The organism is Streptomyces noursei (assembly GCF_016917755.1).
Classification (GTDB): domain Bacteria; phylum Actinomycetota; class Actinomycetes; order Streptomycetales; family Streptomycetaceae; genus Streptomyces; species Streptomyces yunnanensis.
This window is the reverse complement of record NZ_CP070326.1, coordinates 7,229,078-7,248,762: the sequence shown is the minus strand read 5'-3', so window position 1 is coordinate 7,248,762 and position 19,685 is coordinate 7,229,078. Positions and strand designations below refer to the sequence as shown.

22 protein-coding genes and 1 pseudogene are annotated in these 19,685 nt (G+C 69.4%); 12 read left to right on the top strand and 11 right to left on the bottom strand.

Annotated elements, in window-relative coordinates:
• Positions 1-8 precede the first annotated feature (8 nt).
• Positions 9-569: a DUF6624 domain-containing protein gene (locus JNO44_RS31645; RefSeq protein ID WP_205367215.1), complete on the bottom strand. Its 561-nt coding sequence runs from the start codon at positions 567-569 to the stop codon at positions 9-11.
• Positions 566-1,039 (bottom strand): ATP-binding protein, encoded by a 474-nt coding sequence (locus JNO44_RS31640; protein WP_205367213.1) that lies wholly within the window; start codon positions 1,037-1,039, stop codon positions 566-568. The genes JNO44_RS31645 and JNO44_RS31640 overlap by 4 nt, the downstream gene beginning before the upstream one ends.
• Positions 1,040-1,424: 385 nt before the next feature.
• On the opposite strand from JNO44_RS31640, the gene JNO44_RS31635 reads away from it, so the two are divergent.
• Both JNO44_RS31635 and JNO44_RS31630 read left to right on the top strand, forming a co-directional pair.
• The gene (locus JNO44_RS31635) at positions 1,425-2,528 is read left to right on the top strand and encodes a helix-turn-helix domain-containing protein (RefSeq protein ID WP_205367211.1); all 1,104 of its coding nucleotides are present in this window, start codon (positions 1,425-1,427) and stop codon (positions 2,526-2,528) included.
• 14 nt (positions 2,529-2,542) lie between these two features.
• Positions 2,543-3,121: an HD domain-containing protein gene (locus JNO44_RS31630; protein WP_205367209.1), complete on the top strand. Its 579-nt coding sequence runs from the start codon at positions 2,543-2,545 to the stop codon at positions 3,119-3,121.
• 163 nt (positions 3,122-3,284) lie between these two features.
• Here the strand turns inward: JNO44_RS31630 and JNO44_RS31625 are convergent, their stop codons facing one another.
• From JNO44_RS31625 to JNO44_RS44855, 3 genes are all read right to left on the bottom strand, one after another.
• Entirely contained in the window at positions 3,285-3,605 is a 321-nt protein-coding gene (locus JNO44_RS31625; protein ID WP_205367207.1) for a hypothetical protein, read from the bottom strand.
• 177 nt (positions 3,606-3,782) lie between these two features.
• Positions 3,783-4,103, bottom strand: coding sequence for a sigma factor-like helix-turn-helix DNA-binding protein (locus JNO44_RS31620; protein WP_420882705.1), 321 nt, complete (start codon positions 4,101-4,103; stop codon positions 3,783-3,785).
• On the bottom strand, positions 3,989-4,375 hold the full coding sequence (locus JNO44_RS44855; RefSeq protein ID WP_338058581.1) for a GNAT family N-acetyltransferase: 387 nt from the start codon (positions 4,373-4,375) through the stop codon (positions 3,989-3,991). Before JNO44_RS44855 ends, JNO44_RS31620 begins: the two co-directional genes overlap by 115 nt.
• Positions 4,376-4,455: 80 nt before the next feature.
• On the opposite strand from JNO44_RS44855, the pseudogene JNO44_RS31615 reads away from it, so the two are divergent.
• A pseudogene (locus JNO44_RS31615) lies at positions 4,456-4,692 on the top strand (glycosyltransferase); the annotation flags it as partial.
• 83 nt (positions 4,693-4,775) lie between these two features.
• Entirely contained in the window at positions 4,776-5,822 is a 1,047-nt protein-coding gene (locus JNO44_RS31610; protein ID WP_205367205.1) for a serine hydrolase domain-containing protein, read from the top strand.
• 41 nt (positions 5,823-5,863) lie between these two features.
• Here the strand turns inward: JNO44_RS31610 and JNO44_RS31605 are convergent, their stop codons facing one another.
• The 3 genes from JNO44_RS31605 to JNO44_RS31595 all read right to left on the bottom strand — a co-directional run bounded on the left by JNO44_RS31605 (position 5,864) and on the right by JNO44_RS31595 (position 9,080).
• Complete coding sequence (locus JNO44_RS31605) at positions 5,864-6,568, bottom strand: restriction endonuclease (RefSeq protein ID WP_205367203.1); 705 nt, start codon at positions 6,566-6,568, stop codon at positions 5,864-5,866.
• Positions 6,569-7,284: 716 nt separating this feature from the next.
• Positions 7,285-8,262 carry a radical SAM protein gene (locus JNO44_RS31600; protein WP_205367200.1) on the bottom strand — a complete coding sequence of 326 codons (978 nt, stop codon included), beginning with the start codon at positions 8,260-8,262 and terminating at the stop codon, positions 7,285-7,287.
• Entirely contained in the window at positions 8,259-9,080 is an 822-nt protein-coding gene (locus JNO44_RS31595) for a helix-turn-helix transcriptional regulator (RefSeq protein WP_205367198.1), read from the bottom strand. The genes JNO44_RS31600 and JNO44_RS31595 overlap by 4 nt, the downstream gene beginning before the upstream one ends.
• Before the next feature lie 63 nt (positions 9,081-9,143).
• On the opposite strand from JNO44_RS31595, the gene JNO44_RS31590 reads away from it, so the two are divergent.
• From JNO44_RS31590 to JNO44_RS31580, 3 genes are all read left to right on the top strand, one after another.
• Entirely contained in the window at positions 9,144-10,718 is a 1,575-nt protein-coding gene (locus JNO44_RS31590) for an MFS transporter (RefSeq protein WP_205367196.1), read from the top strand.
• A 177-nt stretch (positions 10,719-10,895) separates the two neighbouring features.
• Entirely contained in the window at positions 10,896-11,747 is an 852-nt protein-coding gene (locus JNO44_RS31585; protein ID WP_205367194.1) for a VOC family protein, read from the top strand.
• Entirely contained in the window at positions 11,744-12,694 is a 951-nt protein-coding gene (locus JNO44_RS31580; protein ID WP_205367192.1) for a Gfo/Idh/MocA family protein, read from the top strand. The genes JNO44_RS31585 and JNO44_RS31580 overlap by 4 nt, the downstream gene beginning before the upstream one ends.
• A gap of 26 nt (positions 12,695-12,720) precedes the next feature.
• Here the strand turns inward: JNO44_RS31580 and JNO44_RS31575 are convergent, their stop codons facing one another.
• Entirely contained in the window at positions 12,721-13,719 is a 999-nt protein-coding gene (locus JNO44_RS31575; protein ID WP_205367190.1) for a helix-turn-helix transcriptional regulator, read from the bottom strand.
• 134 nt (positions 13,720-13,853) lie between these two features.
• On the opposite strand from JNO44_RS31575, the gene JNO44_RS31570 reads away from it, so the two are divergent.
• Both JNO44_RS31570 and JNO44_RS31565 read left to right on the top strand, forming a co-directional pair.
• On the top strand, positions 13,854-14,330 hold the full coding sequence (locus JNO44_RS31570) for a VOC family protein (protein ID WP_205367188.1): 477 nt from the start codon (positions 13,854-13,856) through the stop codon (positions 14,328-14,330).
• A gap of 314 nt (positions 14,331-14,644) precedes the next feature.
• The gene (locus JNO44_RS31565) at positions 14,645-15,265 is read left to right on the top strand and encodes a phosphatase PAP2 family protein (protein ID WP_240167735.1); all 621 of its coding nucleotides are present in this window, start codon (positions 14,645-14,647) and stop codon (positions 15,263-15,265) included.
• Positions 15,266-15,363: 98 nt separating this feature from the next.
• Here JNO44_RS31565 and JNO44_RS31560 read toward each other — a convergent pair whose 3' ends face one another.
• Both JNO44_RS31560 and JNO44_RS31555 read right to left on the bottom strand, forming a co-directional pair.
• Entirely contained in the window at positions 15,364-16,533 is a 1,170-nt protein-coding gene (locus tag JNO44_RS31560; protein ID WP_205367185.1) for a winged helix DNA-binding domain-containing protein, read from the bottom strand.
• Complete coding sequence (locus JNO44_RS31555; protein WP_205367183.1) at positions 16,530-17,156, bottom strand: TetR/AcrR family transcriptional regulator; 627 nt, start codon at positions 17,154-17,156, stop codon at positions 16,530-16,532. Before JNO44_RS31555 ends, JNO44_RS31560 begins: the two co-directional genes overlap by 4 nt.
• Positions 17,157-17,642: 486 nt before the next feature.
• Here JNO44_RS31555 and JNO44_RS31550 point away from each other — a divergent pair, with 486 nt between their 5' ends.
• Genes JNO44_RS31550 through JNO44_RS31540 form a run of 3 tightly spaced genes read left to right on the top strand, consistent with a single transcriptional unit; the run spans position 17,643 to position 19,615 of the window.
• Complete coding sequence (locus tag JNO44_RS31550; RefSeq protein ID WP_205367181.1) at positions 17,643-18,050, top strand: VOC family protein; 408 nt, start codon at positions 17,643-17,645, stop codon at positions 18,048-18,050.
• A gap of 36 nt (positions 18,051-18,086) precedes the next feature.
• Positions 18,087-18,851: a glucose 1-dehydrogenase gene (locus JNO44_RS31545; RefSeq protein WP_205367179.1), complete on the top strand. Its 765-nt coding sequence runs from the start codon at positions 18,087-18,089 to the stop codon at positions 18,849-18,851.
• A gap of 44 nt (positions 18,852-18,895) precedes the next feature.
• A complete protein-coding gene (locus JNO44_RS31540; RefSeq protein ID WP_205367177.1) occupies positions 18,896-19,615 on the top strand; it encodes an NADPH-dependent F420 reductase in 720 nt (239 codons plus the stop codon).
• Positions 19,616-19,685 lie beyond the last annotated feature (70 nt).

Here is a 19,685-nt window from a genome sequence, read left to right as displayed (position 1 = left end):
CGGATGGATTAGCCGGCGGTGGAGTCGGGAGGAGGGGGTGCGGATGCGGGCGGTAGGTAGAGGGCGCGCACCAACTCGTCGAAGGCATCAAAGGGTTCGAGGCCCATCTCGGCACGGCGGGCATCCAGCCGCTCAGGGTCCTGGACCGCGTACGCCTGGACGCCGGCCGGACCGTAGCTGAACTGGGTGCCGTAGAGCTGCGGCTGGTCGGCCATGACCCGGCACCGATCCGTGAGGAAGGCGAGCTGCTTCCTGGTGGCCTCACCGGCCTTCACCGCTTCTTCGAGCAAGGCCAGGGCGTGCCGCTGGAAGGTGCGGTCTGCGGAGTGGTGCGCGATCCACCAGGCCGCATCGGCGCCGACCTCACCGACCAGGGAGTGACCAGGCCAGCCGTGCACAGCGACGACCAACCGCAGCGTTTCGGTGGCCATGTCCTCGATCTCCTCCAGCACCGCTTCGGATACCTCGTCGGCGCCGTGGCCAACGTGCGTACGGGCTTCTTGGTGCTGCCGCTTGAGATCCAGCAACGTAAGAGCGATCTGCGGCTGCGATGGCTGCGCGGCACTCACGACGTGACCTCATCAGCGGTGGGCGAGCGGTGCGCCGGAGCGGCGAGGTTCAAGCAGCACCACACGACCTTGGTCTTGCGGCCGGCCACGGCTACGCCCCAGTCGTCGGCCAGGAGGTCGAGGAGCACGAGACCGCGGCCGTGCTCGTCACGGGCGGTCGGACGGTGACGTAGCGGTACGGCGGTGGAGCCGTCGCAGACCGCGAGGAACAGCGTGCCGGGAGCGAGGCGAGCGGTAACGCTCACTCCGGCCCCCGGGGAGTGCCGAACGGCGTTGGTGACCAGCTCACTCACCAGCAGGCGCGCGTCGTCGAGGCGTTCCGTGATGCCGTGACACCGCAGCGCCCGGACGACATCGTTCCGGGCGGTCCCGACGTGCGCGGGCGCGCTCTCGTATGCGACGTGCAGGAGCAGCACGCCGTGCACGTATTTCGGCGGCGTGCGAGGCGCCTCGGCCGACTCTTCGCTCACGTGGAGCAGCCCATACCGGTCGGCGCGGACGACACGACTCGATTGTCGTGCCGCCTCGGCTGCTCCGGAGGCCCTTGGAGCGGGCCACGAAGTCCCGGCAAGCGAACGCGACCCCGTGACGTCACGCGGTCCGGTCGGAGGAAGAGCATTCACAGCGCGTCTCCTCACTGGGGGTTGGGGCCCTGGCCGCCCCTCTCGGGGGACAGCGGCGGCCAGGGCCGTACGCCGATCGGGGCCATGCGGATTGCGACCGACTCGGCGGAAGCCAGCTCCCAAGTCGGGTAGTCATCCAGGAAGTTGACCCATCCCGAACGTAGGGTCACCGTGAGCGCGGTAGGACTGACTACCAGTACGTGTTAGGTGGCGGAGCGCACCCGGGGGCCTCATGACTGCCAGACCATCCAGCCGACAGCGCGCGGCTACAGGGACCGTCGCCGGCTTCGTGCTGCGCCTGACCAGGGAGTCCATCCCGCTCACCCAGACCGCCATGGCCGAAGCGCTGGGCGTCGATCTCGGCACGGTGCAGGGACGGGAGTCCGGCCGCCGTCCCCTGGCCAACATGAAGGCCGGCGCCTTCCTGGACCTCAAGCGCCGACTGCTCGCCCTCGGCGCGGATCACGCGGCCCTGGGCCTCCTGGACGCTGCCATGGACGCCGACCGGATCATCGGCGCCGCCCTCGACCCTCCGGAGCAACCCGATCTCCACCCCCTCGCCGAGTGGGTCCACACACGCGACACCGCGCACATGATCGCGTGGGCCGTGAACGGCAACCCGCCACCGTCATTACGCGGGCGAAGTCCATCCCGCCGCGGTCCCGTAGCGGCAGCGCCCCTGATGGCCGCGCAAGACCGCGAGGCTTTCTTCACCAACCTGCGCGGCATCGTGGAATCCGCCGCTGCCGGAGGGGACGGGCGAGCCCTCCTTCGCCGTCAGGCGCTCTACCTCACGTCGTACGACCGCAGCCCCGAAGCCAACTCCTGGACCGCGCATGCCCTCCATGCCCGCCGTGGGATCGCCGCGGTCCAAGGCGGCTCGCCGCGCTGGGCGGAGGCCAGGTCCACGGCGGCAGCCCTCGCCCGCAGGGGCGATCCGGTCCCGCTGCTGGACTTCATTGACCGGGCCATGGCCGACGACGACGCGGCCGAGGCCGCGAACCTCAATTACTGGGCGTACTGGATGGGCGCCCTACGGGAGCCACAGGCCAGCGACCGCTTCATGGCTGACCGCGCCCTGACCGGCTGGGACCCGGTGACCCTCCTGCGAGGACTCGCCCGCGGCTTCGAGGAGTCGCCAGGGTACGTCGACCTGTACGCCCATTCCCTGTGGGCTCTGCTTACCGCCCACACCTGGCTCCCGCAGGCATCACCGGCGCTCGCCCGTTCCCTCGCCGACCGAGTGGCGCGGATACTCGACGCTGGCGTGATCTCCCCACGATCCCGGCGCGAACTGGGCGCCGTGCACTACGTTCTACGCGATCATCCGCACTGAAACCGGAGGGCACCATGGCGGACGAGACGACCAACGCGCGGGGCACAGCGGGATACCTCCTGGAGTTGGGGATGCTCAAGCGGGCCAAGCGCAGCGGATGGTGGATCGCCGGCGTCAAGGACCCCGAGAGCATCGCCGAGCACAGCTTCCGCGTGGGCGTCATCGGCGCGGTGCTGGCGATGATGGAAGGCGCCGACCCCGCCAAGGTCGCCCTGATGTGCCTCTTCCACGACACCCAGGAGACCCGGGTCGGCGACATCCCGCACATCGGCCGGCGCTACCTGGAGGCCGCCTCGAACGAGAAGGTCACCGCCGATCAGGTCTCCGCCGCCCACCCCGCGGTCGCCGCAGGCGTTCAGCGGGTCGTCGACGAGTACGAGAACGGGGATTCCCTCGAAGTCGTCGTCGCCCACGACGCCGACAAGCTCGAATGCCTCGTCCAGGCCGTCGAATACCGCGAACAGGGCTACAGCAACGTCCAGAACTGGATCGACACCAGCCTGGCCAGTCTCAAGACCGCTTCGGCACAAGCACTCGCGGAAGCCGCGCTGAACATGTCGTCGATCGAGTGGCAGAAGACCTACCTGCGGTGATCCGCAAGTACCAGTGATGCTTCTGCCACCCCTGCCGCATCCGTGTGCCCGTTCGGGGATGCTCGCCCAACAGCTCAGGATCGACGCAGCTCGGTGGTGAGCAGGGACGTTTGTACGTGTCTGCTCACCACCGAGGTGCATAGCCACCGTCTGATGCCTGTGTTCACTTCTGTCGCGTGTAGGGCATGACGCAGGGCATCGGCTGGATCGGTGTGCCGCCCTGGGCTGCGACGTACGAGGTGCCGAACTGGTCGCTGGTGTCTGAGCCGTTGACCGGATTGCTGTACAGGTCGAGCTGGTTGCCCGAGGTGGTCTGCGGTGCGCCCTGACCGACAACGGGTGCCTCTTTGACGGAGCCGACGGTCACGCACTGTCCGTCAGGCGTGGTCACCTGGCCGGCGTTGTGTGCCGAGGCCGAGGGCGCCGCGAGAGCGGTGAGCCCCAGAGCAGCCAGCGTCAGGGGAATCAGCGCGAGCTTACGCATGACAAGACCCTCCAGTTCATGATGAACGGGGTGGGTGCCGGAACCGAAGGCTCCGTACCCGCTTCGCTTCACTGGTCGGACGATTCGCCCGTCGGGTTCCCGATGGACGGTGTCTGCTTCCGTCGCGACGTCGGATGCCTGCACCGCCCGGCAAGGAGTCGTCGGTGGCCTCCGTGGTCAAGGCTGATGCCCGGGCGTACCCGTGCACGTTTCGGCGGACCTCAGCCAGCCGGTGAGGTCGGCGCGGGCGCGGGCCACGCGGGAGCGCACCGTGCCGATCGGACAGCCCACGGCCGCCGCGGCGTCCGCGTACGGCATTCCGAGTAGCTGGGTGAGGACGAACGCTTCGCGGCGCTCGCGGTCGAGTGCGCCGAGCAACTCGCTCAGCGCCAGTCCGTCGTCGAATCCCGGTAGTCCGCTGGGTTGGCGGTGTTCTGCGACTGCCTGCCAGTCGTCGATGTCGACGATGCGGGGCCGGGCGGCCGCGGACCGGTCCATCCGGTGGCGTGCCGGGAATTGAGGTTGCTGACCGCGACACCGCCCAGCGCCGTGTTGGTGCTGTCGGCGACGGCGAAGCTGTAGGCAACCTGCCGGCGCCATTGATCCTGCCGCCGCTGGAGCCACTGCTCGGCATCCGCGATCGTGGCGATGGGTGCATCGGCCTGCCGTTTCATCACGGGTTCCGCGAACGCCTCCAGTACGGCGAGGGCATCGGATGGCTCCCATGGACGCAGACACAGCCCTGCCGGCAGCCGAATTCGATCACGCATCCGCTGATTGTGCCTGCCCGTAGTGGGGCGGCTCCACGGAAATGGACCAACAGGCCGGAGTGCCTACCGGTCCGTGCCCTGCCTGCGGCCTGCCTGTCCTCTACCAGCCGGTCCCCGGCCTGAACGAGTCCCTAGCCGCCACCGGCCTGGCCACCGACTTCACCAACCCGGCAGCCCTCGCACGGGACCTCGACCGTCTCCGCACCACCCCCGGCCTACTTCCCGCCCTCCAGGAAGCAGGCCGCGCCAACGCCGCCTGCTACCCCCTGAGTACCACCGCCGCTGCCCTGACCGACCTCGGCAGACAGCTCAACTGACCGCTCCGTGGCGCGGCCGGGCCGCCACCGGCTGCGCCACTACCCTGACCAACGGGACACCCAAGGCACATGATCGGGAGACCATGACGCTCGAAATCGACCGCATCGACCAGCTCCTGCGCAACGGCGTCCACGACCGCGTCTACCCGGGTGCCGTCTGGGCCACCGGCGACACCACCGGCACAAAGGCAAACGGCGCCGTAGGGCTCCTCGATCCGACGCAGCCCGACCAGCCGATGCGACTCGACACGATCTTCGACGTCGCCAGCCTCACCAAGATCCTGGCCGTGTGGGCGTCGATCGGCACCCTCGTCGAGGACGGCAAGCTCCAACTCGATGAGCCGCTGGGCAACTTCTGGCCGGAGGTCAAAGGCCACCCCCTCGGCCAGGTGACAGCCCACCACCTCCTGACCCACACCGCCGGCCTCCCTCTCCGGGCCAACCTCAAGAACCTCTACGGCACCGACACCCAGGACATCCACGACGGCGTCCTCCACGAGGCCCTGCACCGCCCGCCCGGCGAAGCCGTCGAATACACCGACCGTGCCGCCCTCGTCCTCGGATACCTCGCCGAACACATCTCCGGACAGCGACTCGACCAGCTGGCACGCACACGGATCTGGCGCCCCCTCGGGATGGCCGAAACGTCCTTCGGCCCCCTTCCCTCCCAGTCCGTGAACCGCTGCGCGCCAACCGAGGTGAACGAGGCCACCGGACTCCACCTCAAAGGCATGGCCCACGACTTCTCCGCACGCCTCCTCGACGGCATCTGCGGGATCGCCGGCGTCTTCTCCGTCCTTGAAGACCTCGCCGCCTTCCTCCGTCACATGCTGAATCCCGCGTCCGCTCCCGAGCAGGCGGGCTTCGGACGAGACTGGGTGACGGAGTCCCTCCAAACCCACACCGGGGCGATGACACCAGAACGGGGCCTGTTCTGGCACCCAGCCCCCGGCACGGATCCGGCAGCCGACGACATCTGGGTGCACTACGGCTTCACCGGCACTGGCATGTGGATCTCACCGGCGAAAGGTCGGTGGGCGATCCTGCTCACCAACAAGCTCTACTACACCCGCGATCGGGAGCCCTTGACCGCGGTTCGCAACGCGTTCCGCACCGCCGCATTTCTGTAGCAGCAGGCCATTCACATGCGCCAGCGACGGCTACGCCCCGATCATCTGCCGTACGTCCGCTTCCACCGGCGCAGATGCTTGGTGTCGCCCTGACCGGCGCCGTTGACGCTGATCAACGACTCAAGGCGAGCACCGTTGTTCCACAGGCCAAGATGGTTACGGTGGATGGCAAGGATCCCGATGTTCACGGCGAAGTCCTCGGCCTGACGGCTGAACCGCGTGGTGGTCACGAAGATGGCGACATCGGCCTCGAAGTGCGCTTGCGCACCTCGTAGATCACGCACCTCACGACTGGCGATGGCGCGGCTGGGGGCGTAGCGCTTGCACTGGATCACCATCGTCCGCCCGTCCGACAGGCAGCCGCGCACATCGGCGCCGTTGTCCCCGGATCCGCCGACCCGCCGTACCTCGGTGCAGCCGTCACGCCGGCACAACGCGGCGACCAGCTCCTCGAACTCGGTCCCGGACATCACGTCCACCTCGGCGAGCGTCCGACGGCCCGCCTTCACCTCCTCCTCGCGTCGCCAGCTGCGATCGCGGCTGCGCAGCAGTCGATCGGTACGCCATAGCCACCACACCAGAGTCCCAACGGCCCCCAGAACAACAATCCCCACCATGTAGGGCCAGATGACCGACCAGAACACCACGAGCAATATGAGCAGCAGTGCCGCACCCACAAAGGCCGACTGCTGCAACGCCTGACGCCGCCTGCGCGCCGCGGAGCGGCGCCCCCTCCGAGTAGCCATGCCGCCTCTCCCCCTCAGTGTCACGGGAGCAGTGTGGGCAGCACACGCGGCGGCCGGAAGAGCGCCGCATGGGGATCATGGCGTGATCCTGGCTATGACAGGCAGCTGCCGCACCGGCGATGGGCGACGAGAGTCGTATCCCCCTCCGTGGCCTGCACTGGACGCGTTGGATCTATGCCCTCCCACAGCCCCTTCGCCGGCCATGCGATCCATCCCCAACCCGCGTCTCGATGACTCTGCTCCGGATGGTGGTTGCACGCATCGGGAAGGTGAGCCACCCCGCGTGGAGAGATCAGGATCCTGTCCGGAGGAGTAACGAGCTGTCGCACAGCCTGAACAGCGGCAATTGCGGCATCGGCCCGCGGGACCGATCCGTCTGGTGGGCAGTCACAGCCTTCGCCAATGAACAGATCACAGCGGTCACATCTCTTGGCAGCCATGCCGGCCATGGTGGCAGCTGTCTCTGACCGGCACACCGCTTTGCCCAACACGACGCCATCTGCCTACCTGAACGCTCCAGCACAGGCTGCGAGCAGAGCAGCGACGAACATGCGGGACCTGACCGATCCGTGAGGCGCCGCATAAGCAACTTCTTGACTGAAAGGGCGGTCACCGACGGACGTCTGCCACCAGCGCCATGCGTCAGCCCGCGGCATCCTTGAGGCGGCCGGTGTCGAGGATCGTGACACGGCCCCGGGCGAGGCGGATCGCCCCTGTTACCCGCCGTTCAGGCCGGGGCGGTGCACGTTCCTGACGTAGTCCTGCCATCGGGGGATGCCGTGCTGGGCTGCGCGGGCGTGGATGTGGTCGGCGACCTGCTGGACGTAGCGCGGGGGCATGGTGCGGCGAGTGGCGAAGTCGGCGGCCAGGCGGTGGTGGAGGCGGGGTGGGAGGTTTTGGGCGGCCTGGTCCAGGAACCAGGTGCGGGCGCCGGGGCTGAGGCGCATGACGTCGGGGAAGACGGTGACGGCTCCGGCCTCGGCGCAGGCGTCGACGAGGGCGTTGAGGGCGTCGGGGTGGTCGGCGGCGTGGGGGATGACGGGGGCGATGAGGACGCCGGCGGGGACGCCTGCGGCACGCAGGGCGGCAATGGTGTCCAGTCGGGCGCGGGGTGGGGCGGCGCCGGGTTCGAAGGCGCGCCACACGCGGTCGTCGAGGGAGCCGAGGGAGGTCATGACCAGGACGTCGGTCACGTGGGCTGCTTCGGCGAACAAGGCGAGGTCGCGGCGCAGGAGAGCGGACTTGGTGGTCGTGGTGAAGGGGACCCGGTAGTCGGTCAGAGCACGCAGGATGGCGGGCATCAACTGGTAACGGCCTTCGGCGCGTTGATAGCAGTCGGTGGAGGTACCGACCATGACCCACTGGTCACCGGTTTTGCCGGTACGCAGTTCGCGGCGCAGGACGGTGGCGGCGTTGGTTTTGACGTAGAGGCGGGTCTGGAAGTCTTCGCCGGTGTTGTGGCCGAGGTGGTGGTGGCCGTCGCGGGCGAAGCAGTAGGTACAGGCGTGGGTGCAGCCCCGGTAGGGGTTGAGGGTCCAGCCCAGGCCGCCGGGCGGGGCGCCGGGCATGCGGTTGAGGAGGGTGCGGGCCTGGATCTCGTGACAGGTGATGCCGTGGAAGTCGGGGGATGGGGGTGGTGCGGGGCTTATGGCGGAGGCCGGGAAGAGGGTGGGCTGCGGGGCGGTGGCGTTCACCGGTCCGCCTCGCGCTCGTCGTGGGGCTGGGCGAGAGCGCGGGCTGCGTCCGCCAGGCAGTGGGCGAACTCTTCGAGGTGCGGGACGAGCTCGGTGGTGCCGTACAGGGTGGTGGCCCCGCGTCCCAAGTTTTCCAGGGTGAGGAATCTTACGGCGATGTGGAGCGGGTCGTCGGCGGAGAGGTCGACGATGCACGTGTGGCCGTCGAGGGCCCGGACGCGGGAGGGGAGGACCCCGGTACGAGCGCGGACCGTCTCGGCGTCGGACGGGACGGTGGCCCGGGCGGAGTAGCGAGTGGGTAGGGCGGCAAGGGATGCGGTCAGGTACGCGGACGCGTCGGGGGCGGGGAGCCGGCGGGGTGGGACGCGGCGGCCGGTGGAGTCGGGAGCGGTGAGGCGGTCGACGCGGAAGGTGCGCCAGGCGTCGCGGTCAAGGTCGTACGCGGCGAGGTACCAGCGGCCGTGGGTGGTGATGAGGGTGTGGGGTTCCACGCGGCGTGTGCTGGGGGTGCCGTCGCGGGACTCGTACGCGAAGGTGATGATCTCGTGGTCGTGGCAGGCGGCGGCGAGGGTGGCCAGCGCGGCGAGGTCCACCTGCGGCGTGCCGTCGAACCGCGGTGACACGGTGGAGTGTTGGAGGGCGGAGATCTGGTCGCGCTGGCGGGCGGGCAGGAGCTGTTCGAGCTTGGCCAGGGCGCGGACGGCGGTCTCCTCGATGCCGGAGACGCTCGTTGCGGCGGTGCGCAGGGCGGCGGCGAGGGCAACGGCCTCCTCGTCGTCGAAGGGGAGGGGCATCCGGGCAGGCAGGTCAGCGGTCATGCCCTCCAGGCTTCCCGGCATTGAGGTCGTTGGGCGTCCTATTGGGTTTTTAGCGTCGAAGGCATGTCTGAGAACAAAACTCCTCAAAGCGATGCGAAAGCGTCGGTTATTGATGCGCTGAACAGCCCCTCGCAGGCAGTGGATCAGGCGGATCCTCGCCGTTGGGTGGCGCTGATCGTCCTCCTCGTCGCGACCTTCATGGACGCGGTGGATGTGACCGTGGTCAATATCGCCGTCCCCCACATCCAGGCGGACACCGGGGCGTCGACCGCCCAGATCCAGTGGGTGGTCGGCGGCTATGCCCTGGCCTTCGCGCTCGGCCTGATCACCGGCGGGCGTCTGGGCGACCTGTACGGCCGCAAGCGGGTCTTTCTCGCCGGGGTCGCCGGGTTCACCCTCACCTCGCTGGTGTGCGGGATCGCCGGCTCCCCCGAGGTCCTGCTGGCCGGCCGGATCGCGCAGGGCGCGGCGGCCGCGCTGATGGTGCCCCAGGTGCTGTCGATCATCCATGTCTCCTTCCCGAAGGAGGAGCGCGGCAAGGTCTTCGGTGTCTTCGGGGCGGTCAGCGCGCTGGGCGTGCTGGCCGGGCCGCTGGTCGGTGCGCTGCTGGTCGAGGGCGATCTGTTCGGGCTGGGCTGGCGTCCGATCTTCCTGGTCAACCTGCCGCTGGGCGTGGCCGGACTGATCGCCGGGGCGATGCTGATCCGCGAGTCGAAGGACGAGCGCGCGGCCCGGCTCGATGTGGGCGGCATGCTGCTGTCCGCGACGGGTCTGCTCTTCCTCGTCCTGCCGCTGATCCAGGGGCGCGAGCTGGGCTGGCCGGTGTGGACGTACGCGATGTTGGCGGCCTCGGTGCCGGTGCTGGCGCTGTTCGTCGCCTACGAGCGCCGGGTGATCGCCCGCGGCGGCTCTCCGCTGGTGGTGCTCTCACTGTTCTCCCGCAGAAGCTTTTCGGGCGGGCTGGGCGTGCAGCTGCTGTTCGGCCTGGCCTCCGGGGTGTTCTTCCTGGCCTGGGCGCTCTACCTCCAGCTGGGCCTCGGCTTTTCACCGCTGAAGGCGGGCCTGTCCGGGCTACCGCTCTCCCTGCTGCTGATGGCCGGCGCCGGTGTCTCGATGCAGGTGCTGGTGCCGCGTTTCGGCCGCCGGGTGCTCCAGGCGGGAGCGCTGATCGCCGCGGCCGGGATGGTGCTCTTCGCGTGGCTGGTGGGCCACTACGGCGCGGACATCGCGCTGTGGCAGACGATGCTGCCGCTGGTGCCGATGGGCATCGGCATGGGCCTGATCATCGCGCCGCTGACGGACATCGTCCTGTCCGAGGTGCCGCACGAGCACGCCGGTTCGGCCTCCGGCCTGAACAACACCACGACCCAGCTCGGCCAGGCCGTCGGCACCGCCCTCTCCTCGCTGATCTTCTTCAACCACCTGGGCGGCGACGGCAACCCGGCCGTCCGGGCGGCGAAGATGCCGGACGCCTTCGCGCACACCCTGCCGTATGTCGCCGCCGCCTTCCTCGCCGCCTTCGCGCTGCTGTACGCGGTGCCGCGCAGGGCCGGGCGCAAGGACGCGGACACCGTCGGTGGCCCCCGAGCGGAGGAGCAGGCCAGGCAGCCGGCACCGGACCCCGCGCTCACCCGGTGAACCGGGCGGGCCGGTGCCGCGTCGGCCGGATGCGGCACCGCCCCCGCCATGCGCGACGGTCCGGGCCCATCGGTGACGAGGTCGGACACAACGCCTCCCAGGACATTAGGACATTGGGGGCCCTATTGGAGTTCTACGGTTCCGGCACACCGCACGCCTACTCCGACAGGAGCCCGCATGAGCTTCATGTCCCCCGGAAACGTCGTCTGGTTCGAGTTCGCCACCGCCGATCCCCAGGCGGTCCAGGACTTCTACGGCCCGCTGCTGGGCTGGACCTTCGAGCGGGATCCGGACTCGTCCATCGACGGCAACATCTACCTCCGCATCTTCGCCCCGGACATGCCCTGGCCGATGGGTGCCATCCACAGCCGGGAGGGAGGGGCCGGCGTCCGTGAGACGTCCAACCTGTCCGTGCTGTCCTTGGACGTGGCCGCCCACGTCGAGCGGCTGAGCGGGCTGGGCGCGCACGTGGAGGTGCCCGCCACCCCGGTCGGCGACGTCACCGTCTTCGCCCGGCTGCGCGACCCGCAGGGCAACGTCTTCTCGCTCTTCTCCCAGAGCGACGCGGCCCGCTTCCAGGACCGGATGGAGTCCACCCACGCGCAGATGGAGCGGGTCGCCTTCGAGCCCCGGCCGGGCATGTTCGCCTGGTTCGAGATCGGCACCTCCGACCCGGACGCCACCCGCGCGTTCTACTCCTCCGCCTTCGGCTGGCGGTTCGAGGGCGAGGGGCCGTACCAGTCCATCCTCACCGGTGGCCCCTACCCGGTCGGCGGGCTGCACGACCGCAGCGGGCGGGAGGGCGGCGCGGACTACGCCATGCCGTGCTTCCTGGCCCAGGACGTCACAGCGCTGACCGAGAAGGCCGTCGCAGCCGGTGCCCGCGTCGAGCAGGGACCGGAAACGGTGCCCGACGGATGCCGCTACGCCCGCCTGCTGGACCCGCGGGGCAACCGCTTCGGACTGTTCAGCAACGGCAACGACAGCGGCAGTAACGCCAGGATCAGCGGCAAGGAGAGTGCACGATGAAGATCGGTCTGCTGGGTACGGGATTCGGCCGCGCACACGCCGCCGTCTACGCCGCCCGCCCCGACGTCGAGAAGGTCGTTGTCTTCGGCCGCACGCCGGCCAAACTGCAGCCCCTCGCCGAGCAGTTCGGCTTCGCCACGACCACCGATCTCGATGAGATCTACGGTGACCCCGACATCGGCCTGGTCGACGTCTGTCTGCCCACGCCGCTCCACGCAGACCATGCGGTACGGGCCATGGAGGCGGGCAAGGACGTGCTGTGCGAGCTGCCGCTGGCCGCCTCGATGGATGACGCCCAGCGCGTCGTCAAGGCGCAGAACGCCACTGGCCGGCAGGCGTTCGTGGATCTCTTCGCCCGCTTCAGTCCCGTCAACGAGTACGTCCGCAAAGCCCTCGCCGACGGGACGTACGGGCCGCTGCGCACCTGGGAGACCGAGACCCGCACCGCACTGCTATGGGAGGGCTATGACCTGCGGCTGGACTCCCTGGCCATGGACACCCTGCACACCGAACTCGACCTGTTCACCACCACGCTGGGCCGGCCCGAGTCCGTCGCCGCCCACGGTGTCGAGGGCGCGTGGCGCGGTTCGGCCGGTGAGGCCGTGCTGACCTACCCCGGCGGGGTGCTGGCGCGCTGTGCCGCCTCCGCGCTCATGCCCACGTCCTATGGCATCAGCGGCGGTTCGCGGGTCGTCTTCGCGGAGGGCGTGCTGGAGACGGAGTTCACGGGAGGCGCCGAGGGGCAGGGCCGCACCGTCCTCGTCGAATACACCGATGCCGGGCGGCGCACCCTCGACCTGCCCGAGCGTGACACGTACGCGGCCGTCATCGACCATGTGCTGGCCTGCCTGGCCGGGAAGGAGACCTCCCGGATCACGCCCGAGAGCGCACTGGACAGCCTCCGTCTCACCCTCGATATCCGGCAGAAGCTCACCGCACGAGGATGACGCGGCGGGCGGCGCTCCGGTGCGCGTCACTCGCCCTGCCCCTGAAGAGCGCCCAGGGCGCGTTCGGCGATCCGGCGTAGGTGCGGGACGAGGTCGGGCGGTCCGACGAGGGTGTAGTCCAGGCGCAGGGCGGCGATGCGGAAGGCCAGGTACTCGGGGGAGTCGACGGCCGTGCGCAGTCGGCAGCGGTGCTCGTCGATCCGTTCCAGGGTTCCGAGGGAGGACGGTACGCCCTCGGCGGCGCGCTCGATGGGGGCGTGGACGATGAGTTCGGCGCGGCAGTTGCCGGGGCCGGCGGCCAGGGCGTCGGCCACGTATGCGGCGGCGTCCTGGCCGCCGGGCAGGTCGCGCTCGGGGACGCGGGAGCCGGTGCGGTGCAGGGCGTCGATGCGGTCGACGCGGAAGGTGCGCCAGTCGGCGCGGTCCAGGTCGTAGGCGAGGAGGTACCAGCGCCGTCCGGCGGCCACCAGCCGCTTGGGCTCGGCCAGCCGCCGCGTCGGCGCCCCGCGTGCGGGGGCGTATCCGAAGCGGACCTTCTCGTGGGCGACGCAGGCGGCGGCGAGGGAAGCCAGCAGCTCGGCGTCGGCCCCCTGGACGGGCTGGGGCAGGAAGGTGGCCGCCTCGGCGAGGTGCGACACGCGGCGCCGCAGCCGCGAGGGCAGCACCTGCTCCAGCTTGGCCAGGGCCCGCAACGAGGTGTCCTCGATACCGCTGACCGCCGCCGTGGCCGCCGCGCGCAGCCCGATGGCGATGGCCACCGCTTCGTCGTCGTCCAGGAGCAGCGGCGGCATCGCGGTGCCCGCGCTGAGACGGTAACCGCCGATGTTGCCCTGCGTGGCCTGGACGGGATAGCCCAGCTCCCGCAGGTGCTCGATGTCACGGCGGATGGTGCGGGCGGTGACCCCCAGACGCTCGGCCAGCTCCACGCCCGTCCAGTCACGTGGGCGCTGCAGCAGCGAGAGCAGCTGCAGCAGACGGGCGGCGGGATCTCTCGTACCTCGCGTCACTCCCGGATCGGCTGTCATGCCGTCCACCTTCGCGGAGTGTGAGGACATTCAGTGACCTATTGGACCTCTACCGTCGAAGACGCCAGGTGAAACACCCGCTTCTTCCCCATTTTTCTCCAGCCATCAAGGCCATCAGGATTAAGGAGCCTCCCATGGCACCCAAGGAAATCTTCCACCGCTTCGTGCCCCTGCTGTACGTGCACGACAGCCTGGAGGCGATCGCCTTCTACACCGACGCCTTCGGCGTCGAGGAACTCACCGAGCGCACCATGCTGCTGTCCCAGGTCCCCGGCATGGACAAGATCCCGGGCGCGGACCGGACCGTCGTCTACTCCAAGCTCCAGTTCACAGACGGCAGCGCGCTGGGCGTCGCCGAGCTGTCCGCCGACACCAAAGCCGAAGGCGAGCACGTCATCGGCAACAACATCCACATCGGCCTGGTCTACGAGGACCCCGCCGAGCAGCGCACGGCCTTCGACAAGCTCGCCAAGGACGGGAAGGTCCTGGAAGCGTTGGAGAACAGGTTCTGGGGCGCCGCCTACGGCGCCGTCCGCGACAAGTACGGCGTCATCTGGGAGACCAACTGCTACCTCCCCCAGACTGACGATGGGGCCGGCACACACACCTGACCGCCTCGTCGTCGCGGCCTGTCCGCCGCGCCGCCCACGAAGACATCCACATCCACTGCTTCATCGTCAGTCGGCGGAACGAGGACACATTGACTCAGCAAGATCACACATTCACGCGCATAACCGAGGCGGCACGGCCGACCACGGCGCCCCGCCCGCTCCTGTTTCTTCTCGGGTTCGCGGCGATCTATCTTCTCGTCGTCTGCACACCGTTCGGTCAAACGGCGGAGAACTCGCTGGTCAGGGGATTCGCTGAGCAGGCGCGGGTCTTCGCCCTGGTCGAGTCGGTGGGTCCACCGCCACTCAAGGCAGCCATGCCGACCCTGGTTGCGGGCTCGGCCTTGATCGCCGCGGTCGCTGCGGTGCGCCGCTGCTGGTGGCAGGGCTGCGCGGCACTCGCGGTCGTGGTGGCCACGGTCGGCGGAACGGAGGTGCTCCACACGGTCCTGCCCCGTCCCGACCTGGCAGACGCCCCGCACAACCTCATAGCGGCGAGTTTCCCCAGCGGTCACGTGGCCATCGTCGCCGGTCTGGTCCTGGGCATGACTCTCGTCGCTTCCCCGCGCGCCCGCCCCTACATCGCCGCCGCCGGAATACTGTGGCTGGCCGTCACCGCAGCCGCCGTCCAGACGCTCTACTGGCACCGTCCCAGCGACGCGATCGGGGCGACGCTGCTGGGCTGCGCCTGCTACAGCCTGACGACCCGACTGCTGCCCGCCACCACGGCCGGCAGCACAGTGCGCCCCGGCGCGCTGTCAGGCATCGCCCTGGTTCTTGCAGCAGCAGGTGCGCTAGCCGCCAGTACACGCAAGGACTCCGTCATGCACCCGCTGGCCTTCGCAGCAGTAGCCCTCCTGTGCGCGGCCCTGCTCTGGATCACCGTAGCGAAGCAGCCCACACGGCCCGCACCTGACGCAGGCCCGGCCGCGCGCTGAAGGTGTGTACCTGGCCCCACAACTGTGGAAGGCCACGAGTCCAGGAGCGCGACCACCACGGTGCGCCTGCTGACCGCCCGGCCGCCGCGGGCGCGGGCTCACGAGGTGAGTTCGCGCTCCAGCGGGGTGCGGTAGGCGGGGTTGAAGCGACGCTCCCCGAGGAAGGCCGTCATCCGTTCCGCCTCGGTTTCGATGGCCATACGAGCCTCCCGGCCGCGGTCCTTGAGCAGCCGCCAGGCCAGGGTTCCGTCCTTGCGCTGTGCCCAGCCGCCGACGATCCGGCCGTCCCACCACACGGTCGGTCCGATGTTGCCCATCCGGTCGAAGAGCGCGAGGACGTGGTCGGGGTCGAGGTAGAAGCCGCGCTCCCGCCAGCCCATGGGGGTCGGGTCCAACGCGGGCAGCAGCGCGGCCGACGGCTCCGGCTCGGCGACCGGCGCGTCCAGGTCCTCCGCCAGCGCATAGCCGGCGCCCTCGTCCAGGCGCACCTCGACCGCCTCCGCAGCGGCTACGGCCTTGCGGGTTTCGGTGATCGTCCAGCCGGTCCACCATTTCAGGTCGGCGACCGTACCCGGCCCGAAGGCGTCCAGCCAGTGGCGGACCAGCTCGGCACGGGCCAACGGGGCTGGCATGTCAGGTAGTTCGGGAGCGAGGGTCCAGGCGTGCTGGTTGCTGGTCCAGCCGCCACGGCGGCTACCGCGGGTGAGGTGTCCGTCGGCGGCCAGGGCGAAGAGCAGGTCGGTGGCGATGCTGCGGCGCGACTCGTACGGTTTGCCGGGCGAGACGACCAGCTGCCGGTCCAGGCCCGGGACGGCGGTGGCCAACTCCGCCGTCGTGGCCTCACCCCGTTCCCGCACGGCCTCCAGCGTGCTGCGGCTGATGTTCTCCAGCCAGGCGGCGTTGCCGTAGCCGTTCGCTTCCAACCGGCGCAGCAGCCCCTTCATGCGGGCTGCGGCGTTCGGTCGGCCGACGGCGGCCAGCATCACGGGTGCCAGGGCGGTGGGGACGACGAAGAGGGTGCAGCGCATCGCCGTCATCCGCAACAGCGCCTCCCGCTCGTACAGTTCGCGTTCGATGGACTCGTGGCTGGGGCTGTCCATACGGGCGGCGGCCGAGAGGTAGACCGTGGCGGCGTCGGTGGCGTGCAGGGCCAGCACCGACTCGGCCACCTCCCGGGTGGTGCTCGCTCGCCGTCCGGGGTCGGGCAGGTGGCGTCGGGCCAGGCGGGCGCGGCGCTGTGCGTCGGTGATGCGGGGAACGGTGTTCATGCGAGGGCCTGTGGGGCGCCCTGGTCGGGGGCCGGGCTGGGGGCGGGCAGGTTCGGGTTGGGGGTGAGGATGCGCCGCAGGATGTCTTCGACCTCCGCCCGGGTGGGCGGTGTGGTGCCGGCCAGGCCGCGCAGGGTCAGGCCGTTGGTGGCCACGGCCGCGGTGCGGGCGGTGAGCGGATCGACGTACGGCAGGAGTGCGTCGATGCTCAGCTCGATGAACCGGTCGGCGATCGGGCGCAGCGCGGGCCGGCGCAAGGCGGCCAGGTACAGCTCGAACTCCATAACCTGGGCGTCTCGCTGGGGGCCGAAGCAGCCCATGAGGGCGTCGGTGAGCAGCACGGTGAGCTGCTCCGGGGTGAGCTCGGGACGCTGGGCGACCCAGTCGGCGAGGTAGGCGGCGTAGCGGTCGACGGACCGCTGGAGGGCAGCCTGGATGAGGTCGTCCTTGGTCGCGAAGTGGTAGGTCGTCGCGCCGAGCGGGACGCCGGCCCGCTCGGCGACCGCCCGGTGGGTCAGCCCCTCGATGCCGCGCTCGGCGATGACCTTCTCGGTGGCGGTGGTGATCTCCGCTATCCGCCGCTTGGGGTCGTACCGCCGCTTCGCGACGCCCTGCCCTGCCATGACCGTATCCCTCCCAGGGGCTCGCATACATCGACGAGTGCTTCGGTGAAGCAACTTATGTACGAAGGTATCAATTTTCCTTCGAAGCCGCCCTCGCGAGGCGCATGAACATCGTCAGCCCTTCATGCACCTCCCATATTTGCCGTACCTTCCTCGCTACTCCCTGTTGTTTGGGCACGTAGGGCGACTCATCGCCGATGCATATTTATCCCAATTACCAGCATTGGTCGACAGAAGTGCTGCACGTATGTACTAATTGGAGGGCGGGACGCCGCGAGCGTCTCCGCGGAGCAGGAAGCCCCCGTTGAGCCCGCTAGGCGCTTGCCGTCATGGCCACCCGCACCACCACCGGAACCGCGCGCATGGCCGCCTTCTGCCCCCCTTCGGCCAGCCCTTCTGCCTCAGCGCCACCCCGCAAAACGCCTGACCCGCCCCACTCGCCCACCGCAGAGACATAGCAGACAAAAAGAGCAGAGAGAGAAAACCATGGCTTTCGCACCGTGCATCAGCGTCCGCGACACCGCCGCCAGCCTCGCCTTCTACAAGAAGCTCGGCTTCGACGCCGACTCCAGCACCGCCCGCCCCGGCGACGACATCCACATGCTCCTCTACCAGGGCGAATTCGTCGCGATGATCTACCGCAACGCCGACCTGAAGAACTGGCTCCCGGTCCTGGCCGACACCCCGGTCGGCTTCGCCGGCATGTTCTACCTCGGAGTCGACGACCTCGAAGCCGCCTTCGCGCACATCTCGCGGCACGCGGAGATCGTCAAGCCGATCACCACCGACCACAACGGACAGCGGATGTTCTACTTCCGCGACCCCGACGGATACGTCATCGGCATCAACGAGGAGGCCCGGCTGCACGGCAGCGACCTGGGCAAATACGCGTGACCGCACCCCGCCCAACTCAGCAGACAGGAGACGACCATGCGACCCTTCACCGGAAAGACCGTGCTCATCACGGGTGGTACGAGCGGGATGGGCCTGGCCACGGCCCGCCACTTCCTCGCCGAGGGCGCCCAAGTGGCCATCACCGGCCGCAACGACGACCGGCTGCGCCAGGCCGCCGCCCAACTGGATTCCTCGGACCGACTCTTGACAGTGCGGGCGGACACCGCGGACCTGTCGGCGATCGACACTCTGGTGGGAGAGGTCCGCCGGCGATATGGAAAGCTCGACGTGCTGTTCGCCAACGCCGGCATCTTCGACCAGAAGCCCACCGAGGAATGGTCAGAGGAGGACTTCGATCGCCTCGTCGGCGTGAACTTCAAGGGCCCCTTCTTCACCGTCCAGAAGGCCCTCCCTCTGTTCCGGGACGGCGGCGCGATCATTCTCAATGCCTCCGGCGCCCTGCACCGCACCTTCGGCACGTTCTCCGTGTACGCGGCCACCAAGGCTGCCGTCCACAACCTGGCCCGCACCCTCGCCACCGACCTCGCCCCCCGTGGCATCCGCGTCAACTCCCTGAGCCCCGGCGCGATCGCCAACGAAACCTTCAATGAACAGGTCATGGGCGAGCAAGGGGCCGCACAGATCCGCGCGCAGATCCCGCTGGGCCGCATGGGACGCGGCGAGGAAATCGCCGAGGTGGTCGCCTTCCTCGCCTCCGACGCCGCCTCCTACCTCACCGGCCAGGACATCCTCGTCGACGGAGGCGCCCACCGATCCATGGCTGGGCCCACCGGCGCCTGAAGCACTTGCCCTGCAAACCCCCTCAGTACACAGGAGTTACCAAAATGAAGACCACGAAGATCGCAGTCCTGGGCACCGGCGGCGGAGGCCGCGCACACGCCGCCAAGCTCGCCGCACTTGGTTACGAGGTCCACGTCGGCACCCGCGACCCCGAGGCCACCCTCGCCCGCACCGAGCCCGACATGATGGGCAACCCGCCCTACAAGCAGTTCCTCGCCGAACACCCCGGCATCCACCTGCACACCTTCGCCGACGCCGCGGCCGCCGCCGACGAGATCGTCATCAACGGCATCGACGGCCACAACGCCGTCACCGCCCTGACCGCCATCGCCGCCCAACTCGCCGGCAAGACCCTCATCGACTACGCCGTCCCCTACCTCTACGGCGCCGAGATGGAACACCCCTGGCCGACCCCCTTCGGCACCATGCCCAAGCTCGACCCCTGCGACACCGACAGCCTCGCCGAACAGATCCAGCGCGCCCTGCCGAACGTCAAGGTCGTCAAGTCCTTCGTCACCCAGGAACAGGACACCGTCGTCAACCCCAGAGCCATCGGCGGCGACCACACCATGTTCCTCGCCGGCAACGACACCGAGGCGAAGAAGACCGTCACCGACCTGCTCACGTCCTACGGCTGGACCGACATCCTCGACCTCGGCCCCCTCGTCGCCGCCCGCGGCATGGAGATGTACGCCCACATGCACGGCGCCATCGGCATGGCCCTCGGCATCGGCAACCACTTCGGGGTCAAGATCGTTCGCTGATGCCGCCAGGCACGCCCGGTGCCAGCCCTGAGTCAGCGTCGGCTGCGGACGGATCGTCGGGCGTTTCCCC